The organism is Candidatus Nitrotoga arctica, assembly GCF_918378365.1.
GTDB classification, from domain to species: domain Bacteria; phylum Pseudomonadota; class Gammaproteobacteria; order Burkholderiales; family Gallionellaceae; genus Nitrotoga; species Nitrotoga arctica.
On sequence record NZ_OU912926.1, the window covers coordinates 1,936,983 to 1,952,489 of the forward strand.

Genomic DNA, 15,507 nt, shown 5'->3' on the forward strand with positions numbered 1-15,507 from the left:
AATGCACCTTCTTACGCCTCCGCATATCTCCATACCCTGCTCTTCGCCAATAAGGCGGGCTCACCCAAAACGCAGGGCAATAAGCGTTTAATTAAATATCTCCACAAGTTGGCATGTCATAAAACTGTCATCTTCATTCTTTAGAATGTTTGCACGACTCAAGAATAATCTTGAGCTGGTGAAGTTTTTATTTTTTCCTGGAGATAAAGAATGCAAGCATCCAAAAGCCATGCAGTTAAGCCAAACATTAAGAGCAGATTAAGACCCACCACATTATCAGTCGTCTTGCTGGCTCTGCTGGGTGGGACTGCGATTCCTGCACAGGCTCTCCAGCTGTATGTGGACACACAGACTCAACAAGTATTTACTTCACCTGGCATAAACAGAGTCAAGCTCAGCGAATTTGAAGAAGTAAATGAGGCCTTGGGCAAAGTCCCCCCTGAAGAACTTAAAACACTGGAAACCAGGCTTCGTCAAAAGAAAAAGAAGGAGGAGCTTAAAGCGGCTGAGGAACTGACAGCGTCTCTTGCACCCAAGAGCAACTGGGCCGACAAGATCAGCCTGCGTGGCTACGCCCAGTTACGTTACAACCAACCTATATCTGGAGATAACGTCAATCTAGCATCCCCCGCTGACAAATTTATCTCAGATAACCAGAATTTCGGAGTTCGACGCGCCCGCATAGTTCTCTCGGGCGACGTTAGCGACCATCTATACGTCTACATTCAACCGGAATTTAATTCCGGCCCAGACTCAGGAGATTCGCAGGGTGGAAAGCTTCAGATTCGAGATTTCTACTCCGATATTTCTTTCGACGATAAAAAGGAATACCGCATCCGTGCCGGTATCTCCAAAGTTCCTTACGGCTTTGAAATCCTGCAGTCGAGCCAGAACCGTTTGACTATGGATCGCGCCGATGCCGTCAACATTGCATCCCGTGACGAACGTGATATGGGTGCGACATTCTACTGGGCACCCGCGCACATCCGTGATCGCTTTAGAGATCTGGTGCGTAGTGGTCTCAAAGGTACGGGCGATTATGGCGTATTGGGACTGGGTATTTACAACGGTCAAGGTCTGAACCGTGCCGAACTCAATGATAACCTCCATACAGTGGCGCGTCTGACCTATCCGTTCAAGTTCGACAACGGCCAGTTTTTTGAGGCTGGCATATCAGCATTCACCGGAAAATATGTTCCAAAATCCAGCCAGATTACAGTCGGTGGTGTTAACGTCACTCCCTCATTTGATAGCAAAGGTTTACGGGACGAACGTGTGGGCATACATGCGGTGCTGTATCCCCAACCTTTTGGCTTGCAAACGGAATGGAACTGGGGCAATTCACCTCAATTGACCGCAGACGGCAAACGAATCGCGTCCACTAGTCTTAATGGCGGTTATATCCAAGCCATGTACAAACTGGATAATGCCCTTGGTAGCTGGATTCCCTACATAAAATGGCAGCGATACGATGGCTCCGAAAAATTCTCAACGAACGCACCTCACTCCCACTTGCGCGAAACAGAAGTCGGCGTTGAATGGCTACCAAGACCAGAACTAGAATTGACCTTAGCCTACGCTAATATGGACAGAACTAATATAAATACATTTGTTCCATCTTTAAATGGCTTCAGACAAGTTAAAGCCGATATGCTTCGCGCACAGTTGCAGTGGAATTTCTAAGGTAGGCTGAAAAATGAAGCCCGATGTTTCTGTAAAATACTAGGAGCTGGAGACTGAGATTGAACGGATACCCAGAGAGATTTACACACAGGAATTTTCAGGAGCAAGCAATGCACCAACATGAAGGGGGCGGGGTGACAATATCTGAAGCAGCCAAGTGCCTGTCATCGGCAAAAATCACCAAGGGGGCTGCTTAGCAGCTTACTTTGATTGTGCGAATTTAAAAATATGCGTGCGGTACCGCACAGATAACTTGGAGTAAACAGATTTAACATTTAACCGTTTCCTATTATTTGTATAATATGAGTACAAATAATTTAATGATGGTTACTTGCTAACTCTTAAGCCTGCTCTTACTTTTGGCTAAAAGCGGAGGGCGTTAATGTTAGTTCAGTCATCGCTTGAATCTCTATTCTTTGAATGAAAAATTAAAAAGGGGAGAATTACCATGCATGAGCTATTACATTTTTCTGAATCCAAAATTTGTAATACCAACAGTTTAAGTTGGACTATTGTAGAGCCACTGACTCTAAATCCAGAGCGTCGGATGGGCTGGGGAAAGTGTCATTGTGGTTGTGCAGATTTCGTGAAGCAATACGGTAACGATATCTGCAGCCGCTGCGGGCATGACTACAGTGAACATTCCTGACCTGGAAGTTCGTTTAATCATTGCTTAGCCGGTTATTACTTTTTCGGGTCGGAAAAGCCAGGATGTGCTGGCAGGCCACACTTCGAGTTATCGGAGTACGATGATCCTAAACAGCATAGACATTGGTCAATTAAACTCAGGCCCGCCCTACCCTGCCGCTATTGAATGTCCAATGAGCGATTTTTATTTTTACAGGTTGTTAAGACATAACTACACCTATGTACGGATGCCAAATTCACACCCAAAAATCCTCCAATAGTTACAACTATGCAAGCTTCTTAAAAACCATATTTTTTCTTCGTTTTTTAGATTGTTAATCTGCCCCCTAGATTTTAACAAGGACTCAGAAATACTTGGGCGCTATATTATTTGAATAGATTTGAACTCGCTATATTCCAGTAAGAATTCAAAATCGCAGTAACTGCACATTACAAGAAGAGCTTATAGCATTAATTTTTGACCTTGACGACATACGATATGCAGTACCGTTATCGTCAATTGACTCAACCTATTGCAGTCGACGCAGCCTGTTGCAGTCAATTATTGAGCTTACCAGTTAACACTACAGCTCCCATCGAGCGTTATAACTTACATACCGCCTAGTTATCCATCTTCTTGTGCGCTGAATCATCTGTCTTTTTGTGCCAAGCGTCGTCCATTTTCTTGCGCCCATCGTCCATCTTCTTATACCCAGCCTTCATTTCATCCAAGGTAACTTGGCCATTACCGTTGACATCCATTTCCTTAAATTTCTTTGCATGGAAAGCATTAAATTCATCCATAGTAACCATTCCATCGGAATTAGTATCCATGGCTTTAAACATTGTATCGTGCATTTTTCCAGAAGATGCATCAGCATCCGCGTGAGCTAACGTAGTGCCTATAGACCCGGCACGATTTATAAATGAATTTTTATTGGTTTTCGATGTCTATGGAGTATGGAAAAAGAAGATGCCCGCAAGCAGTCGCGAGAAGTACTGCATGAACGACGCAAGCAAGTTATTCGTATGCACCGCAAAGGTGTGGCGGTGATGGAGATCGTGGTGCAAACGGGACTGAGCTGGACGGCAGTCAATACGGCGCTGCGGTTGTATAAGGCTGAAGGTTCGGGGGCACTCAAGCCCGGCGTTCGGGGTAAAAAACCTGGCAGTGGACGCCGCTTGACGGTTAGCCAAGAGCTGGCGATTCAACAAACCATCTGCGACAGACGCCCCGAACAACTCAAGATGGATTTTGCGCTATGGAGCAGGCCCGCTGTGCGCCAGCACATTGAGCTGGCGCACGGTATCAAGCTGTCTATTCGGGCAGTAGGCAACTACTTGGCACGTTGGGGTTTTACACCACAAAAACCCATTAAAAAAGCATACGAGCAGCGGCCTGAAGCCGTCCAGGCTTGGCTTGATGAACAATATCCGGCCATTGAAGCCAGAGCAAAAACAGAAGGTGCGGAAATTCACTGGGGCGACGAGACGGCGCTAGTCAACACGGATGTCAGAGGCAGGAGCTATGCGCCGGTGGGCAAGACACCTGTGACGTTCGCAGTAGGCGGCACGCGCCACAAGCTATCGATGATTGCGACGGTAACCAATCAGGGTAAAACGCGCTGGATGATTATTGATGAGGCATTTAACTCCGACAAGCTCATTGAATTTCTGGAGGCGCTCATCAAGGATACAGACCGCAAGGTGTTTCTGATACTGGACAACTTGAGAGTTCATCACAGCAAACCTGTAAAGGCTTGGGCTGCCGAGAACGCACAGAAAATCGAGTTGTTCTACTTGCCCAGCTACAGCCCTGAACTCAACCCCGAAGAAAGACTGAATGCAGATCTCAAGCACGTCATCACTTCAAAGGTGCCAGTGCGCACCAAGGCAAAACTCAGAGCTGCTGCGACTGATCACATGATCATGCTTGAGCAAAACCCCGAACGCGTGCGCCGTTATTTCCGCGACCCAAAAGTCGCCTACGCGGCTTCATGAATAATTCGTGCCGGATCAATAATACGAAGCAAGATGTAATAGCGAGATAACTAAAAGTTTTTTTCACATTGCTGAGAGATCACGGCGGCAGCGATCATTGTGTCCACGACGTTATTGGTGGACACATGAACGGGACGGGACACATAGCTATCAGCTGGGTTGTGCCCCAGCCAGTGGTCCTCCGGCTTGGCCTTTATTAATGCACCAAGATAGGCAACAACCTTGCGGGGAGTGAATAAAAATGATGCAAAGCCTGCTCCCCATTTACACCATCACAGGAGTTTATCGATGCAAAGCGGCTTGGACATCCAGCGCTTTTTTAATGCTTTTTGCCAGATCGACTGCCTTGCCCTTGCCCCAGTAATGCAGGAACAGGTAGTGCGGCTGCACCTGCGTCATATGCTGGTGGATCGCTACGATATTAATACCTTGCGCCCGCATGGTTTTGAGTACCGGTTGTAGTTCATCTTCCAGTATTGCGAAATCGCCATCGACAACCGCTTCATCATCGGAGCCGGCAAATGCAGCCCAAGTATTAACACCCATTTGATTGGCCACAACGATGTCATGCATTTTGGCTTCACGACCAATTACGACTTTGAACATCCCGTTGTTTGCCTGTCCCTTCATGCCAAATACCGCTTCCAAAGAAGCGGGGGTGATCTTATTGTCACTCGCGATTGCGCCCAGAAATGCTGTGGCGGGCGCAGGATGAGCAGCACGAATTTCGGCAATCTTGTCATAGACTTTCTTTACGCCGGTTGCCAGCTGATCGGCGCTGCCCATGCCGCTGATATGCATGAAGTAGACCTTGGGTTGATCGAAGAAGAAATGATTATGGAGCGCGGTAACTTCAAGACCGGCATTCAAGGCGGTGCTCATGGCCGGATTGACTTCATCCTCGAACACAACCGTATCGCCCATCATCATTGCTTGTCCATTATGGGTCGGGGTAAAGGCAGCCCATGACGTGAGACCCATAAAGGTCGGCATAGACCATTTATCAACCTGGATTTTTACGTCGCTGCGCGGCTTGGATACCTTGAAAACATTTTCTTCCTTGGAAAAAATTCCTTTGAGGCCGGTCAACTGCTCAATCTTTGCGGTATCCAAAACGCTCACTGAATCCGCTGCATGGGCCGTAGCCAAATTGAGGGCGAGTGCTGCCGCAACAATGAAGCGTCTACAGAAAATGAAACGTAACATGGGAATCTCCTTGTATTGTGTTAGGGAAGCGGGAAAAATTAGCGCATTACAGGGGCCAGTTGTGCGTTTCCTTCTGACAGTGCCTGCACCAAGCGTAGAGCGCGTCGTACATCACCATGCCGTGTTTGAGCATCTCGTGGTCGTCACTGAAGTTTTGCGACAGACCGAGCGACAGGGCATAGAGTCCTGACGACTGCGGCGTGAGATCGAGCCGCGAGGTGTCCGCGCCGCGCACGATGACGGCCAATTGCTGCAAGGCGTCATTTTCGAGCTTATACTTCTTCAGGAAGGCGTCGAAGCTGCAGAGCTCGCCGTCATGTGTTAGCTCGACGCCCGGTATGTCGTAGGGGATCGCGCCGGTATCTTCTGCAATGCGCAGAACATCGCCAGCGGGTACATACAAAAATTCCGGCTCTTTATCGATAAATTTCGCAATCAACCATGGGCAAGCGATACGGTCAATCTTCGGGTGTTCACGAGTAATCCACTTCATAATTCACCTCACAGAATTAAGGTTTTCAGGATCAGACCGACCGCCGCACAGGCGGCGATCACCTCGATGACATTCCGCTTAAAGCGGAACAAAGCAACGGCTGCTGCCAGCGCGATGACCGCAGAGATCCAGTCGAAGGTTCCGGCAAATCCTTGCGGCCACAGTACGTGGTAGAGGAAAAACAGCGCCAGATTGAGAATCACGCCTACCACGGCGGCAGTGATAGCCGTCAATGGCGCCGTGAATTTGAGGTCGCCGTGCGTGGATTCGACCAAAGGGCCACCCGCCAGGATGAACAGAAATGAGTGCAGGAAAGTGAACCACGTCACCAGCGTGGCCGCCACTGCTCCGGCGAGGAACAGGGAGTCCGGACCGAACAACACTTTCACGTAACCGCCGACAAAGCCGACGAAGGCCACCACCATGATGAGCGGCCCTGGTGTCGTTTCACCGAGCGCCAAACCGTCAATCATCTGCGTGGGCGTGAGCCAGCCATAGTTTTCCACCGCTCCCTGATATACATAAGGCAACACGGCATAGGCTCCGCCAAAGGTCAGCAATGCGGCCTTGGTAAAGAACCAGCCCATTTGCGTGAATGTGTGATGCCAGCCGTATATGGCATTCAGCAAGCCCATCGGCACAGCCCACAGTAAACCACCAACGACGGCCATCTTGACCAGCTTGCCCCACCTGAAGTGGGCGTGCTCAGGCGTTGGCGTATCATCATCGATCAGCGCTGGACCAAAGGATTTATCGGCCTTGCCATGGCCGCCACCTGCCTTGAACTTGTCCGGTGCGATGCGGCCTCCAAGGTAGCCGATGATGGCCGCCGCTGCCACGATTGCAGGGAACGGCACATTAAGGGCAAAGATCGCAACGAAGGACGCAGCGGCAATTCCCCAAAGCACATTGTTCTTGAGCACTCGCGAGCCGATGCGATATGTCGCTTGGGCCACGATGGCCGTTACAGCGGGCTTGACGCCATAGAAGAGCCCCGCGACCAATGGCAAGTTACCAAAGGCAATATAGACCCACGACAGCGCAATCAGGATCAGCAGCGAAGGGAGCACGAACAGAGCCCCAGCGACGATACCACCCCACGTGCGATGCATCAGCCAGCCGATGTAGGTGGCGAGCTGCTGCGCTTCCGGGCCGGGCAAGAGCATGCAGTAATTCAGCGCGTGCAAGAAACGCCGCTCGGAAATCCAACGTCGGTTCACGACCAGTTCTTGGTGCATGAGGGATATTTGTCCAGCCGGGCCACCGAAGCTAATGAAACCGAGCTTGAACCAAAAGGCAAAGGCTTGCCGGAAACTCACCGGCTGAGGTTGAGCATTGGTGCAATCGATGGCGCGTGCATCAGGTTGATTCATGGGTTGGTACTCCTTTGCCGAAGGCGGTGAACAAACCATCGAAAACGCCGCTCACGCTCGCCAACAATTGATCATCGTCGAGGATGGCTTCACGCAACCCGGCAAGCACGCTCTCCACACCGGCAGCTTCGGGTTGCTGAACGCCCCCGACATCAAGATAATGCACCAACGCGCTCAGGCGCTTGAGGGCTGGACACTCCAAATCAAAGCTCACCATCAACACTTCGAAGGTGACGCGATTGCTAACGTGGCTGAATGTCGCACCATCGAAGTCGAAGCCCAGAGCATTACCAGGGCAATCGGCCGGGGACGCCAGCCAGAGCAGTTGAGCTTGTGAATCAATGAAACGTCGAATCAGCCAAGCGCTGGCTAACCGATCAACCCAGGGGCGACGGCGTGTTGCCCAGATACGGCCTTGATAATCGGCCACTTGTAGACGCGTAATTGCGCCTTGGACCGGATGCGGTTCGTCTGGTGCCAGCACTCTAACAGTAGCCAGCTCAAGATCCTGTAGCGCGGCATCTGCCTGTCTTTGAGCCTCGCCGGGAAAGAAATCAATCTCGGCGAGGCTAGTAAAGGTCTTACGGAGCTTGCGAGCTTGTTTGAACGACTCTTGTGCGGTGTCGGCAGATAGTGCGTCATGCGCCTGTGCTATATCGGACAACAACACCGCGAAGTCCTCGCTGCGATCGAATAGGTGAACGAAGTTTGCATCAATCGGTTCTTCAATGCGCAGCACGAGTGCGGTTCCGTCACCAGCTCGCACGTCAGCGGCGATGACTTCCAATGTGGCATGGCATGGAGTGCGATCCGGCAGCAAATAGACACCATCACGCAACACTATAGCGCCGGAGGCTTTAAGTGCGCGCCACGCCCTCATCCGAATCGTAGCGTTCTCGGTAGGAAGGCTGGTGATAAATAAGAGCCAGTTATTCATGCAGCGAATGCTACATATTTGTAGATATCATTGCAAATTATTTTTTAGGTATGATTCTCCACCCGCCGAATTGGGACTGTTTCCTTCGGATAGGAAGAAAAAACCCCAACCGAAAACAGTTGGGGTTTGAGTGTTATTGGTGTGTGGAAACCGTCGTCTCGCCAATACAGTGGTAGTTAACAATTCATAGATTAACCCCCATACGGCGCAGCAATGGCAGCAAAGCGATGTAACAGCCAGCAGTTGTTGCCATAGACAAACCAAGACTGACCCAGAAGCTCAAACCATGCTTAAGCAGGAACGGAAGCAACAAAAACAGAAGAAGAGAAGGAAGGACAAGCCAGAAAATTTGGCTGGAGAGCTCGGCAATTCGCTCGGGAGGGGACGCATCCATGTGAAGCCAAATAAACGCAAGTAATGATGTAAGCGGAAGAGAGGCCACCAAGGCTGCAAATCCGGTAGACCGCTTGGCGATTTCAGAGATGGCAACGATAAGAAGTGCCGAGATGATGACCTTGAGTGCATAGTAAAGCATAGGGTTAGGAACCTAAGAGTTAAGGCCTCGACGCTTGCGTACAGGCATTTTTAAAATGTTATAACGCGCATATTGCCATTGTATAGTATTGATATGCAATGATTTTTATTTTCCGCCGTTTCATGTCATTCCCAAAAAAAGACGCTACCCTTGTACGCCATCTTTTTCAATAACAATATCACGCTTCACCCCGTAAGTTGGAGTTCAGAGACTGTCGCTTGAAAATCGAAAAATTGCGACGTGGCGATGAAATTGTAGCAGCACAAAATTTGTGCAACATTCTAATTAATATATTATCTACAAGCCCGGGTAGCACAGCGCGCTAGGGTTATAGCCATTGCAACTGAAGGACTAAAAAGGTCTCTCTCTCACGCTATGTCGTAAGAGTCGTGAGTGAGATTGACCGTTTGTATTTTCACGGGTAGCATAGCCGCCTTCGTTGTTTTGAAAGGCTCAGTTAAAATGCAACGCAAATTCATTGTCGGAAATTGGAAGATGAATGGGGCGCTGACCAAGAATGAAGCTTTGTTGAAAGAGGTAGCAAATGGCGTAGCGCAAATGTCGGGGGTAGATTGCGCAGTGTGTGTGCCTTTCCCCTATCTTGCACAAACGCAATCATTGCTGCATGACACTCCCATAAAATGGGGTGCGCAGAATGTCCATCAAGCAAATAAGGGAGCCTACACTGGCGAGGTGGGGGTTTCCATGTTACGTGATTTTGGCTGCGATTATGTGATCGTTGGGCATTCCGAACGGCGCAGCCTGTACGGTGAAAGTAGTCAGCTGGTAGCGGAAAAATTCGCTGCGGTTCAAAAGGCAGAGTTGTCGCCCATCCTTTGTGTTGGCGAAACTTTGGAGCAGCGTGAAGCCGGTACGACAGAGGCAGTGGTAACGGAACAGCTAGCCGAAGTTATCAAGTTGCGAGGCATACAGTCGTTCCGTACTGCGGTCATTGCCTATGAGCCGGTCTGGGCTATCGGTACTGGCAAGACTGCTTCGCCAGAACAGGCACAAGAGGTACATGCTTTTATACGTAAACGTATCGCCGGTTTTGATGAGGAATTTGGTCAAGCTTTGTGTATACTTTATGGCGGTAGTGTTAATGCCTCTAACGCAGCCGAACTGTTCGCCATGCCGGACATTAATGGTGGGCTGATCGGTGGCGCATCGTTGGTTGCTGAAGATTTCTTGGCTATTTGCAACGCTGGGCAAAAATAAATTCGATCTTTTGGAGTAGTACGTGGAAATTTTCGTTTGGGTTATACATGTAATAACTGCAATAGTGCTGGTTGGTCTGGTGCTGATGCAGCATGGCAAAGGGGCGGATATGGGAGCTGCCTTTGGCACGGGTTCAGCTGGGAGTGTGTTTGGCTCGAGTGGCTCAGCCAATTTTTTAAGTCGTAGTACGGCAGTGGCTACGGGGATATTTTTTATTACCAGCATGTCGCTAACTTATATTTATGCTAACCCATCGCAATCTCATGGTGTAATGGACAAGCATGAAGTATCAAAGGCGGCACAGACGCCAGCGGCACCCGCTTCAACACCTGGCGATGCAACGGGTTCGAAGTCGCAAGAAATACCAAAATAAAATAATAAAATTACGCCGATGTGGTGAAATTGGTAGACACGCTAGCTTGAGGGGCTAGTGGCGAAAGCTGTAGCAGTTCGAGTCTGCTCATCGGCACCAAATATTTAAGCCAAAGTTTTCTGGGCTCTGGTTAATTAAACTAGAAATGCATTCCGTGCGTCAGATTAGCAAGACGCCAAATGGATGAGGGGGAGGCTCAGATGTTGGAAAATTATTTTCCGATCTTGTTGTTCATATTCGTTGGACTGGCGATGGGCGTGGCGCCGCTGCTGTTAGGCTGGCTAGCTGCGCCTAATCGCCCGGACAATGCAAAGCTCTCACCTTATGAGTGCGGCTTTGGCGCTTTTGAAGACGCGCGGATGAAATTCGACGTGCGTTATTACCTCGTTGCCATCTTATTTATCTTGTTCGATCTAGAAATCGCATTCCTATTTCCTTGGGCGGTGGTGCTGAAGGAAATCGGCTTGTTTGGGTATATTTCTATGTTAATTTTCTTGGCTATCCTCGTGGTCGGATTTATTTACGAGTGGAAAAGGGGAGCTTTGGAATGGGAATAGAAGGCGTTCTGGAAAAAGGCATCATTACCACATCATTGGACGTATTAATTAATTATGCTCGCACGGGTTCGCTGTGGCCAATGACTTTTGGCTTGGCATGCTGCGCGGTAGAAATGATGCAGGCGGGCGCTTCGCGTTATGATCTTGATCGCTTTGGCATAACGTTTCGTCCCAGCCCGCGCCAGTCAGACGTGATGGTAGTAGCTGGCACACTGTGCAACAAGATGGCGCCGGCGCTACGCAAAGTGTATGACCAAATGGCTGAACCGCGCTGGGTAATCTCGATGGGATCCTGCGCTAATGGCGGCGGCTACTACCATTATTCCTATTCGGTCGTCCGAGGTTGTGACCGCATCGTGCCAGTGGATGTGTACGTGCCAGGTTGCCCGCCAACTGCTGAGGCACTGTTGTATGGCATTATTCAATTGCAAAACAAAATTAAACGAACGAATACAATTGCGCGCTAAATTTATGTGCAATATTCATGATAGAAAACTCAATGCTGTTGATCTCCGTTCAAATGAGAGCGATGTCTGTCATCTGAAGTGCACGGACATATCATGCTTTGATCTACGTGACTTGTTCGTCAACTCAAAAAATGCCATCGTAAAATTGATTCACACGACACCGGTGTAAAACATGGCCTCTAATTTAACCCTCCTGACTACTAACTTAACCACGATTTTCGCTAATCAAATAGTGAGCTTGGAAAATACGCTGGGCGAGTTGACCCTAGTCGTGAGGGACGTTGACATGCTGGAGGTGCTGACGCGCTTGCGCGACGATCCCGCTTTGCGTTTTGAACAGATGATGGATCTGTGCGGAGTAGATTACTTTACTTATGGAAGTGACATTTGTGAAGGCGGTGCCTATCTCAAATCTGATATTGCTCCTGATGCTTATCCTTCTCGATTTGCCGTGGTCTACCATCTGTTGTCGTTGACCCATAATATCCGCTTACGCGTGCGCGTCTTTGCTGAAGACGATGATCTGCCAATCCTGAGTTCCGTAGTAAACATTTGGCCGTGTGCCAACTGGTATGAGCGCGAGGCATTCGATTTGTATGGAATTGTGTTTACTGATCATCCTGATTTACGTCGCCTGCTCACTGATTACGGTTTTGTTGGCAACCCTTTCCGCAAGGATTTTCCATTATCAGGCCATGTCGAGATGCGCTACGACCCTGAGCAGCAGCGCGTGATTTATCAACCGGTGTCGATTGAACCCCGTGAACTCGTTCCCCGCATCATTCGTGAAGAACATTACGGGGGTTTGAAATGAAAGCCAGAACCTTGAACGACGTAGGCACGGGCACGCAGATAACGACTTTCCCCGGGATTTTGCACTCCTCTTCTTTTTTGGGCAACAGGGGCGAAGGCTTTTATCATGGCTGAAATAAAAAATTATACCATGAACTTTGGGCCGCAGCACCCATCCGCACACGGTGTGTTGCGCTTGGTTCTGGAACTGGACGGTGAAGTAATTGAGCGTGCTGATCCGCATATCGGCTTGCTTCATCGCGGTACTGAGAAACTGGCTGAGCATAAGACGTATCTGCAATCGCTGCCTTATATGGATCGCCTCGACTACGTGTCGATGATGTGCAACGAACATGCTTATGTCATGGCCATCGAAAAACTGCTTGCTCTCGAAGTGCCACTGAGAGCGCAGTATATTCGGGTAATGTTCGACGAAATTACCCGAGTAATGAATCATCTGCTGTGGCTGGGAGCACATGCACTGGATATTGGTGCAATGACCGTATTTTTATATGCTTTCCGTGAGCGCGAAGACCTGATGGACGTATACGAGGCGGTATCTGGCGCACGGTTGCATGCAGCCTATTACCGTCCAGGCGGAGTGTATCGAGATTTGCCTGATTCAATGCCCTTATATCAGGCATCCAAGATTCACAATGCCAAGGCTGTAAAGAAGATGAACGAGAACCGTGAAGGTTCCTTGCTTGATTTTATGGAAGACTTTACCAATCGTTTTCCCACCTGCGTTGATGAATACGAGACTTTGCTGACTGACAACCGAATCTGGAAACAACGTACCGTCGGCATCGGTGTGGTTACTCCGGAACGCGCGCTCGCGCTCGGCTTTAGCGGCCCCATGCTACGCGGTTCCGGTATTGTTTGGGACTTGCGCAAGAAACAACCTTACGAAGTATATAACCGCCTCGATTTCGATATTCCTGTGGGAGTCGAAGGTGATTGCTATGACCGTTATCTGGTGCGTGTGGAAGAGATGCGCCAGTCAAACCGTATTATCAAGCAATGCATCAGCTGGTTACGTCAGAACCCCGGTCCGGTGATAGTAAATAATTTCAAAGTTGCGCCTCCCAAACGCGAATCGATGAAACAGAATATGGAAGAGTTGATCCACCATTTCAAGCTATTTACTGAGGGTATGCATGTTCCGTCCGGCGAGGCTTATGCGGCAGTAGAACATCCTAAAGGTGAGTTTGGTATATACATAATTTCCGATGGGGCGAACAAGCCTTATCGCCTGAAAATTCGTGCCCCCGGTTTTGCCCATATCGCTGCGCTGGATGAAATGGCGCGTGGTCACATGATTGCGGATGTAGTAGCGATTATTGGTACGCAAGATATAGTTTTTGGAGAAGTTGACCGCTGATGAATACCTTTAATAATTCTGAATTCGTCATTCCCGTGAACGTCCAATCAAAAAGCCAAATCCTCGCTTTTATTGTGACAACAGCATTTTTAGAGGTTCTTTGATGCTATCCGAGCAAGTTCGAGCAAAAACAGATCGTGAGCTGAAGAAGTATCCGCCCGACCGGAAGCAGTCTGCAGTTATGTCTGCATTGCGTTTCGTGCAAGATGAAAAGGGCTGGATAAACACCGAGGACATGGCCGATGTTGCGGCCTATCTCGACATGCCTCAGATGAGTGTGTATGAGGTGGCGACTTTCTATAACATGTATAACCTGAAGCCCATGGGACAGCACACCCTCACAGTGTGTACTAATCTGTCCTGCCAGTTAGTGGGCGCCATGGAAACGTTAAATTATATCAAGAACAAGCTCGGAATCGGAGTGGGCGAAGTGACAGCTGACGGTAAGTTCGGTCTGCGTGAAGGCGAATGCCAGAACGTGTGTGATGAGGCACCGCTACTTATGATCAACAACAAAAAGACGTGTGGTCATCTCACTAAAGAAAAGATCGATCAAATTTTGGCGGAATTGGAGAAGGAATGAGCACACCCATTCTTCTTAATACTATGCATTTCGACCAGCCATGGACGCTGGAAAACTACCTCAAAGTGGGTGGCTACCAAGCGCTGCGTAAAATATTGGCAGAAAAAATGACGCCTGAATCTATCATCGCCGAAGTCAAGAATTCCGGCCTGCGGGGTCGCGGCGGTGCTGGTTTTCCTACTGGCCTGAAATGGAGCTTTATGCCGCGGAATTACCAGGGCGATAAATATCTGGTATGCAATTCTGATGAGGGCGAACCGGGTACCTTCAAGGACAGAGACATTCTGCGCTACAACCCGCACATTCTCATCGAAGGCATGGCAATCGCCGCCTATGCCATGGGAGTCAAGGTAGGTTACAACTATGTGCACGGCGAGATTTTCGAGGCCTATGAACGCATGGAGGCGGCTGGTGAAGAAGCGCGTGCGGCGGGCTATCTGGGTAACAATATACTTGGCAGCGATTTCAGTTTCGAGCTACATAATCATCTGGGCTATGGTGCTTACATTTGTGGCGAAGAAACTGCATTGCTCGAATCACTCGAAGGGAAAAAAGGTCAGCCGCGTTTCAAGCCACCGTTTCCGGCGAGTTTTGGTTTATATGGCAAGCCGACTACCATAAACAACACCGAGACCTTCGCCACCATTCCTTACATTATTAATAATGGCGGACAAAAATTCCTTGAGTTGGGCAGGCCGAACAATGGCGGAATTAAATTGTTTTCCATTTCCGGTCACGTTAACAGGCCAGGAAATTTTGAGGTTCCGCTCGGAACGCCGTTCAAAACATTGCTGGAAATGGCCGGGGGAATGCGCGGCGACCGTAAGTTAAAGGCCTGTATTCCCGGTGGATCTTCCATGCCAGTTTTACCTGGCGAGATTATGATGGATCTCGACATGGACTATGATTCAGTCGCCAAGGCGGGCTCTATGCTAGGCACAGGTGCGATTATCATCATGGACGACACTACCTGCATGGTGCGAGCACTGGAGCGCCTGTCCTATTTTTATTTTGAAGAGTCATGTGGCCAATGCACGCCCTGCCGTGAAGGCACTGGCTGGTTATACCGGATCATACACCGTATCGAAAAAGGGGAAGGACGTCCGGAAGATCTTAATCTTTTGCTTGACCTGTGCGAAAACATTGCCGGCCGCACTATTTGCGCGCTTGGCGATGCCGCCGCATGGCCAGTGCAGGGCTTCCTTAAGCATTTCCGTAGCGAGTTTGAATATCACATCGAACACAAACGTTGTTTGGTGCAAGACTGACGGTTAGGTGAGC

16 protein-coding genes and 1 tRNA gene are annotated in these 15,507 nt (G+C 49.2%); 11 read left to right on the forward strand and 6 right to left on the reverse strand.

Annotation, left to right across the window (positions count from 1 at the left end):
• Window positions 1-210: 210 nt before the first annotated feature.
• Window positions 211-1,683 (forward strand): porin, encoded by a 1,473-nt coding sequence (locus MKZ32_RS08805; protein WP_239796931.1) that lies wholly within the window; start codon window positions 211-213, stop codon window positions 1,681-1,683.
• 1,248 nt (window positions 1,684-2,931) lie between these two features.
• Here MKZ32_RS08805 and MKZ32_RS08810 read toward each other — a convergent pair.
• The gene (locus tag MKZ32_RS08810; protein ID WP_275584280.1) at window positions 2,932-3,168 is read right to left on the reverse strand and encodes an EF-hand domain-containing protein; all 237 of its coding nucleotides are present in this window, start codon (window positions 3,166-3,168) and stop codon (window positions 2,932-2,934) included.
• Window positions 3,169-3,270: 102 nt separating this feature from the next.
• Between MKZ32_RS08810 and MKZ32_RS08815 the strand changes: the two genes are divergently transcribed.
• Window positions 3,271-4,311 carry an IS630 family transposase gene (locus MKZ32_RS08815; RefSeq protein WP_239796933.1) on the forward strand — a complete coding sequence of 347 codons (1,041 nt, stop codon included), beginning with the start codon at window positions 3,271-3,273 and terminating at the stop codon, window positions 4,309-4,311.
• 282 nt (window positions 4,312-4,593) lie between these two features.
• Here the strand turns inward: MKZ32_RS08815 and MKZ32_RS08820 are convergent, their stop codons facing one another.
• From MKZ32_RS08820 to MKZ32_RS08840, 5 genes are all read right to left on the reverse strand, one after another.
• The gene (locus tag MKZ32_RS08820; RefSeq protein ID WP_239796934.1) at window positions 4,594-5,517 is read right to left on the reverse strand and encodes a DUF1259 domain-containing protein; all 924 of its coding nucleotides are present in this window, start codon (window positions 5,515-5,517) and stop codon (window positions 4,594-4,596) included.
• A gap of 46 nt (window positions 5,518-5,563) precedes the next feature.
• A complete protein-coding gene (locus MKZ32_RS08825; protein WP_239796935.1) occupies window positions 5,564-6,010 on the reverse strand; it encodes a chromate resistance protein ChrB domain-containing protein in 447 nt (148 codons plus the stop codon).
• Between the two features lie 8 nt (window positions 6,011-6,018).
• The gene (chrA, locus tag MKZ32_RS08830; RefSeq protein ID WP_239796936.1) at window positions 6,019-7,383 is read right to left on the reverse strand and encodes a chromate efflux transporter; all 1,365 of its coding nucleotides are present in this window, start codon (window positions 7,381-7,383) and stop codon (window positions 6,019-6,021) included.
• Entirely contained in the window at window positions 7,370-8,320 is a 951-nt protein-coding gene (locus tag MKZ32_RS08835; RefSeq protein WP_239796937.1) for a chromate resistance protein ChrB domain-containing protein, read from the reverse strand. Before MKZ32_RS08835 ends, chrA begins: the two co-directional genes overlap by 14 nt.
• Before the next feature lie 184 nt (window positions 8,321-8,504).
• Complete coding sequence (locus MKZ32_RS08840) at window positions 8,505-8,855, reverse strand: DUF3147 family protein (protein ID WP_239796938.1); 351 nt, start codon at window positions 8,853-8,855, stop codon at window positions 8,505-8,507.
• A gap of 462 nt (window positions 8,856-9,317) precedes the next feature.
• On the opposite strand from MKZ32_RS08840, the gene tpiA reads away from it, so the two are divergent.
• The 9 genes from tpiA to nuoF all read left to right on the forward strand — a co-directional run bounded on the left by tpiA (window position 9,318) and on the right by nuoF (window position 15,494).
• Window positions 9,318-10,073, forward strand: coding sequence for a triose-phosphate isomerase (tpiA, locus tag MKZ32_RS08845; RefSeq protein WP_239796939.1), 756 nt, complete (start codon window positions 9,318-9,320; stop codon window positions 10,071-10,073).
• Window positions 10,074-10,095: 22 nt separating this feature from the next.
• Window positions 10,096-10,446 (forward strand): preprotein translocase subunit SecG, encoded by a 351-nt coding sequence (gene secG / locus MKZ32_RS08850; RefSeq protein ID WP_239796940.1) that lies wholly within the window; start codon window positions 10,096-10,098, stop codon window positions 10,444-10,446.
• Between the two features lie 14 nt (window positions 10,447-10,460).
• Window positions 10,461-10,545 (forward strand) — tRNA-Leu (locus tag MKZ32_RS08855).
• 101 nt (window positions 10,546-10,646) lie between these two features.
• Complete coding sequence (locus tag MKZ32_RS08860; RefSeq protein ID WP_239796941.1) at window positions 10,647-11,003, forward strand: NADH-quinone oxidoreductase subunit A; 357 nt, start codon at window positions 10,647-10,649, stop codon at window positions 11,001-11,003.
• Entirely contained in the window at window positions 10,994-11,470 is a 477-nt protein-coding gene (locus tag MKZ32_RS08865) for a NuoB/complex I 20 kDa subunit family protein (protein ID WP_239796942.1), read from the forward strand. The genes MKZ32_RS08860 and MKZ32_RS08865 overlap by 10 nt, the downstream gene beginning before the upstream one ends.
• 172 nt (window positions 11,471-11,642) lie before the next feature.
• A complete protein-coding gene (locus MKZ32_RS08870; RefSeq protein WP_239796943.1) occupies window positions 11,643-12,284 on the forward strand; it encodes an NADH-quinone oxidoreductase subunit C in 642 nt (213 codons plus the stop codon).
• A gap of 105 nt (window positions 12,285-12,389) precedes the next feature.
• Window positions 12,390-13,643, forward strand: a complete 1,254-nt coding sequence (locus MKZ32_RS08875) for an NADH-quinone oxidoreductase subunit D (RefSeq protein WP_239796944.1) — start codon at window positions 12,390-12,392, stop codon at window positions 13,641-13,643.
• A 103-nt stretch (window positions 13,644-13,746) separates the two neighbouring features.
• Complete coding sequence (locus tag MKZ32_RS08880) at window positions 13,747-14,226, forward strand: NADH-quinone oxidoreductase subunit NuoE family protein (RefSeq protein ID WP_239796945.1); 480 nt, start codon at window positions 13,747-13,749, stop codon at window positions 14,224-14,226.
• Entirely contained in the window at window positions 14,223-15,494 is a 1,272-nt protein-coding gene (gene nuoF, locus MKZ32_RS08885) for an NADH-quinone oxidoreductase subunit NuoF (RefSeq protein ID WP_239796946.1), read from the forward strand. Before MKZ32_RS08880 ends, nuoF begins: the two co-directional genes overlap by 4 nt.
• The last annotated feature ends 13 nt before the right edge of the window (window positions 15,495-15,507 follow it).

Excerpts from the sequence above, each read along its gene's own strand:
- MKZ32_RS08870 (WP_239796943.1), top strand. The coding sequence starts at position 11,643 with ATGGCCTCTAATTTAACCCTCCTGACTACTAACTTAACCACGATTTTC.
- chrA (WP_239796936.1), bottom strand. The coding sequence starts at position 7,383 with ATGAATCAACCTGATGCACGCGCCATCGATTGCACCAATGCTCAACCT.
- MKZ32_RS08820 (WP_239796934.1), bottom strand. The coding sequence starts at position 5,517 with ATGTTACGTTTCATTTTCTGTAGACGCTTCATTGTTGCGGCAGCACTC.
- MKZ32_RS08805 (WP_239796931.1), top strand. The coding sequence starts at position 211 with ATGCAAGCATCCAAAAGCCATGCAGTTAAGCCAAACATTAAGAGCAGA.
- MKZ32_RS08865 (WP_239796942.1), top strand. The coding sequence starts at position 10,994 with ATGGGAATAGAAGGCGTTCTGGAAAAAGGCATCATTACCACATCATTG.
- MKZ32_RS08880 (WP_239796945.1), top strand. The coding sequence starts at position 13,747 with ATGCTATCCGAGCAAGTTCGAGCAAAAACAGATCGTGAGCTGAAGAAG.
- MKZ32_RS08825 (WP_239796935.1), bottom strand. The coding sequence starts at position 6,010 with ATGAAGTGGATTACTCGTGAACACCCGAAGATTGACCGTATCGCTTGC.
- MKZ32_RS08860 (WP_239796941.1), top strand. The coding sequence starts at position 10,647 with ATGTTGGAAAATTATTTTCCGATCTTGTTGTTCATATTCGTTGGACTG.
- MKZ32_RS08840 (WP_239796938.1), bottom strand. The coding sequence starts at position 8,855 with ATGCTTTACTATGCACTCAAGGTCATCATCTCGGCACTTCTTATCGTT.
- MKZ32_RS08835 (WP_239796937.1), bottom strand. The coding sequence starts at position 8,320 with ATGAATAACTGGCTCTTATTTATCACCAGCCTTCCTACCGAGAACGCT.
- MKZ32_RS08815 (WP_239796933.1), top strand. The coding sequence starts at position 3,271 with ATGGAAAAAGAAGATGCCCGCAAGCAGTCGCGAGAAGTACTGCATGAA.
- tpiA (WP_239796939.1), top strand. The coding sequence starts at position 9,318 with ATGCAACGCAAATTCATTGTCGGAAATTGGAAGATGAATGGGGCGCTG.
- MKZ32_RS08810 (WP_275584280.1), bottom strand. The coding sequence starts at position 3,168 with ATGCACGATACAATGTTTAAAGCCATGGATACTAATTCCGATGGAATG.
- nuoF (WP_239796946.1), top strand. The coding sequence starts at position 14,223 with ATGAGCACACCCATTCTTCTTAATACTATGCATTTCGACCAGCCATGG.
- MKZ32_RS08875 (WP_239796944.1), top strand. The coding sequence starts at position 12,390 with ATGGCTGAAATAAAAAATTATACCATGAACTTTGGGCCGCAGCACCCA.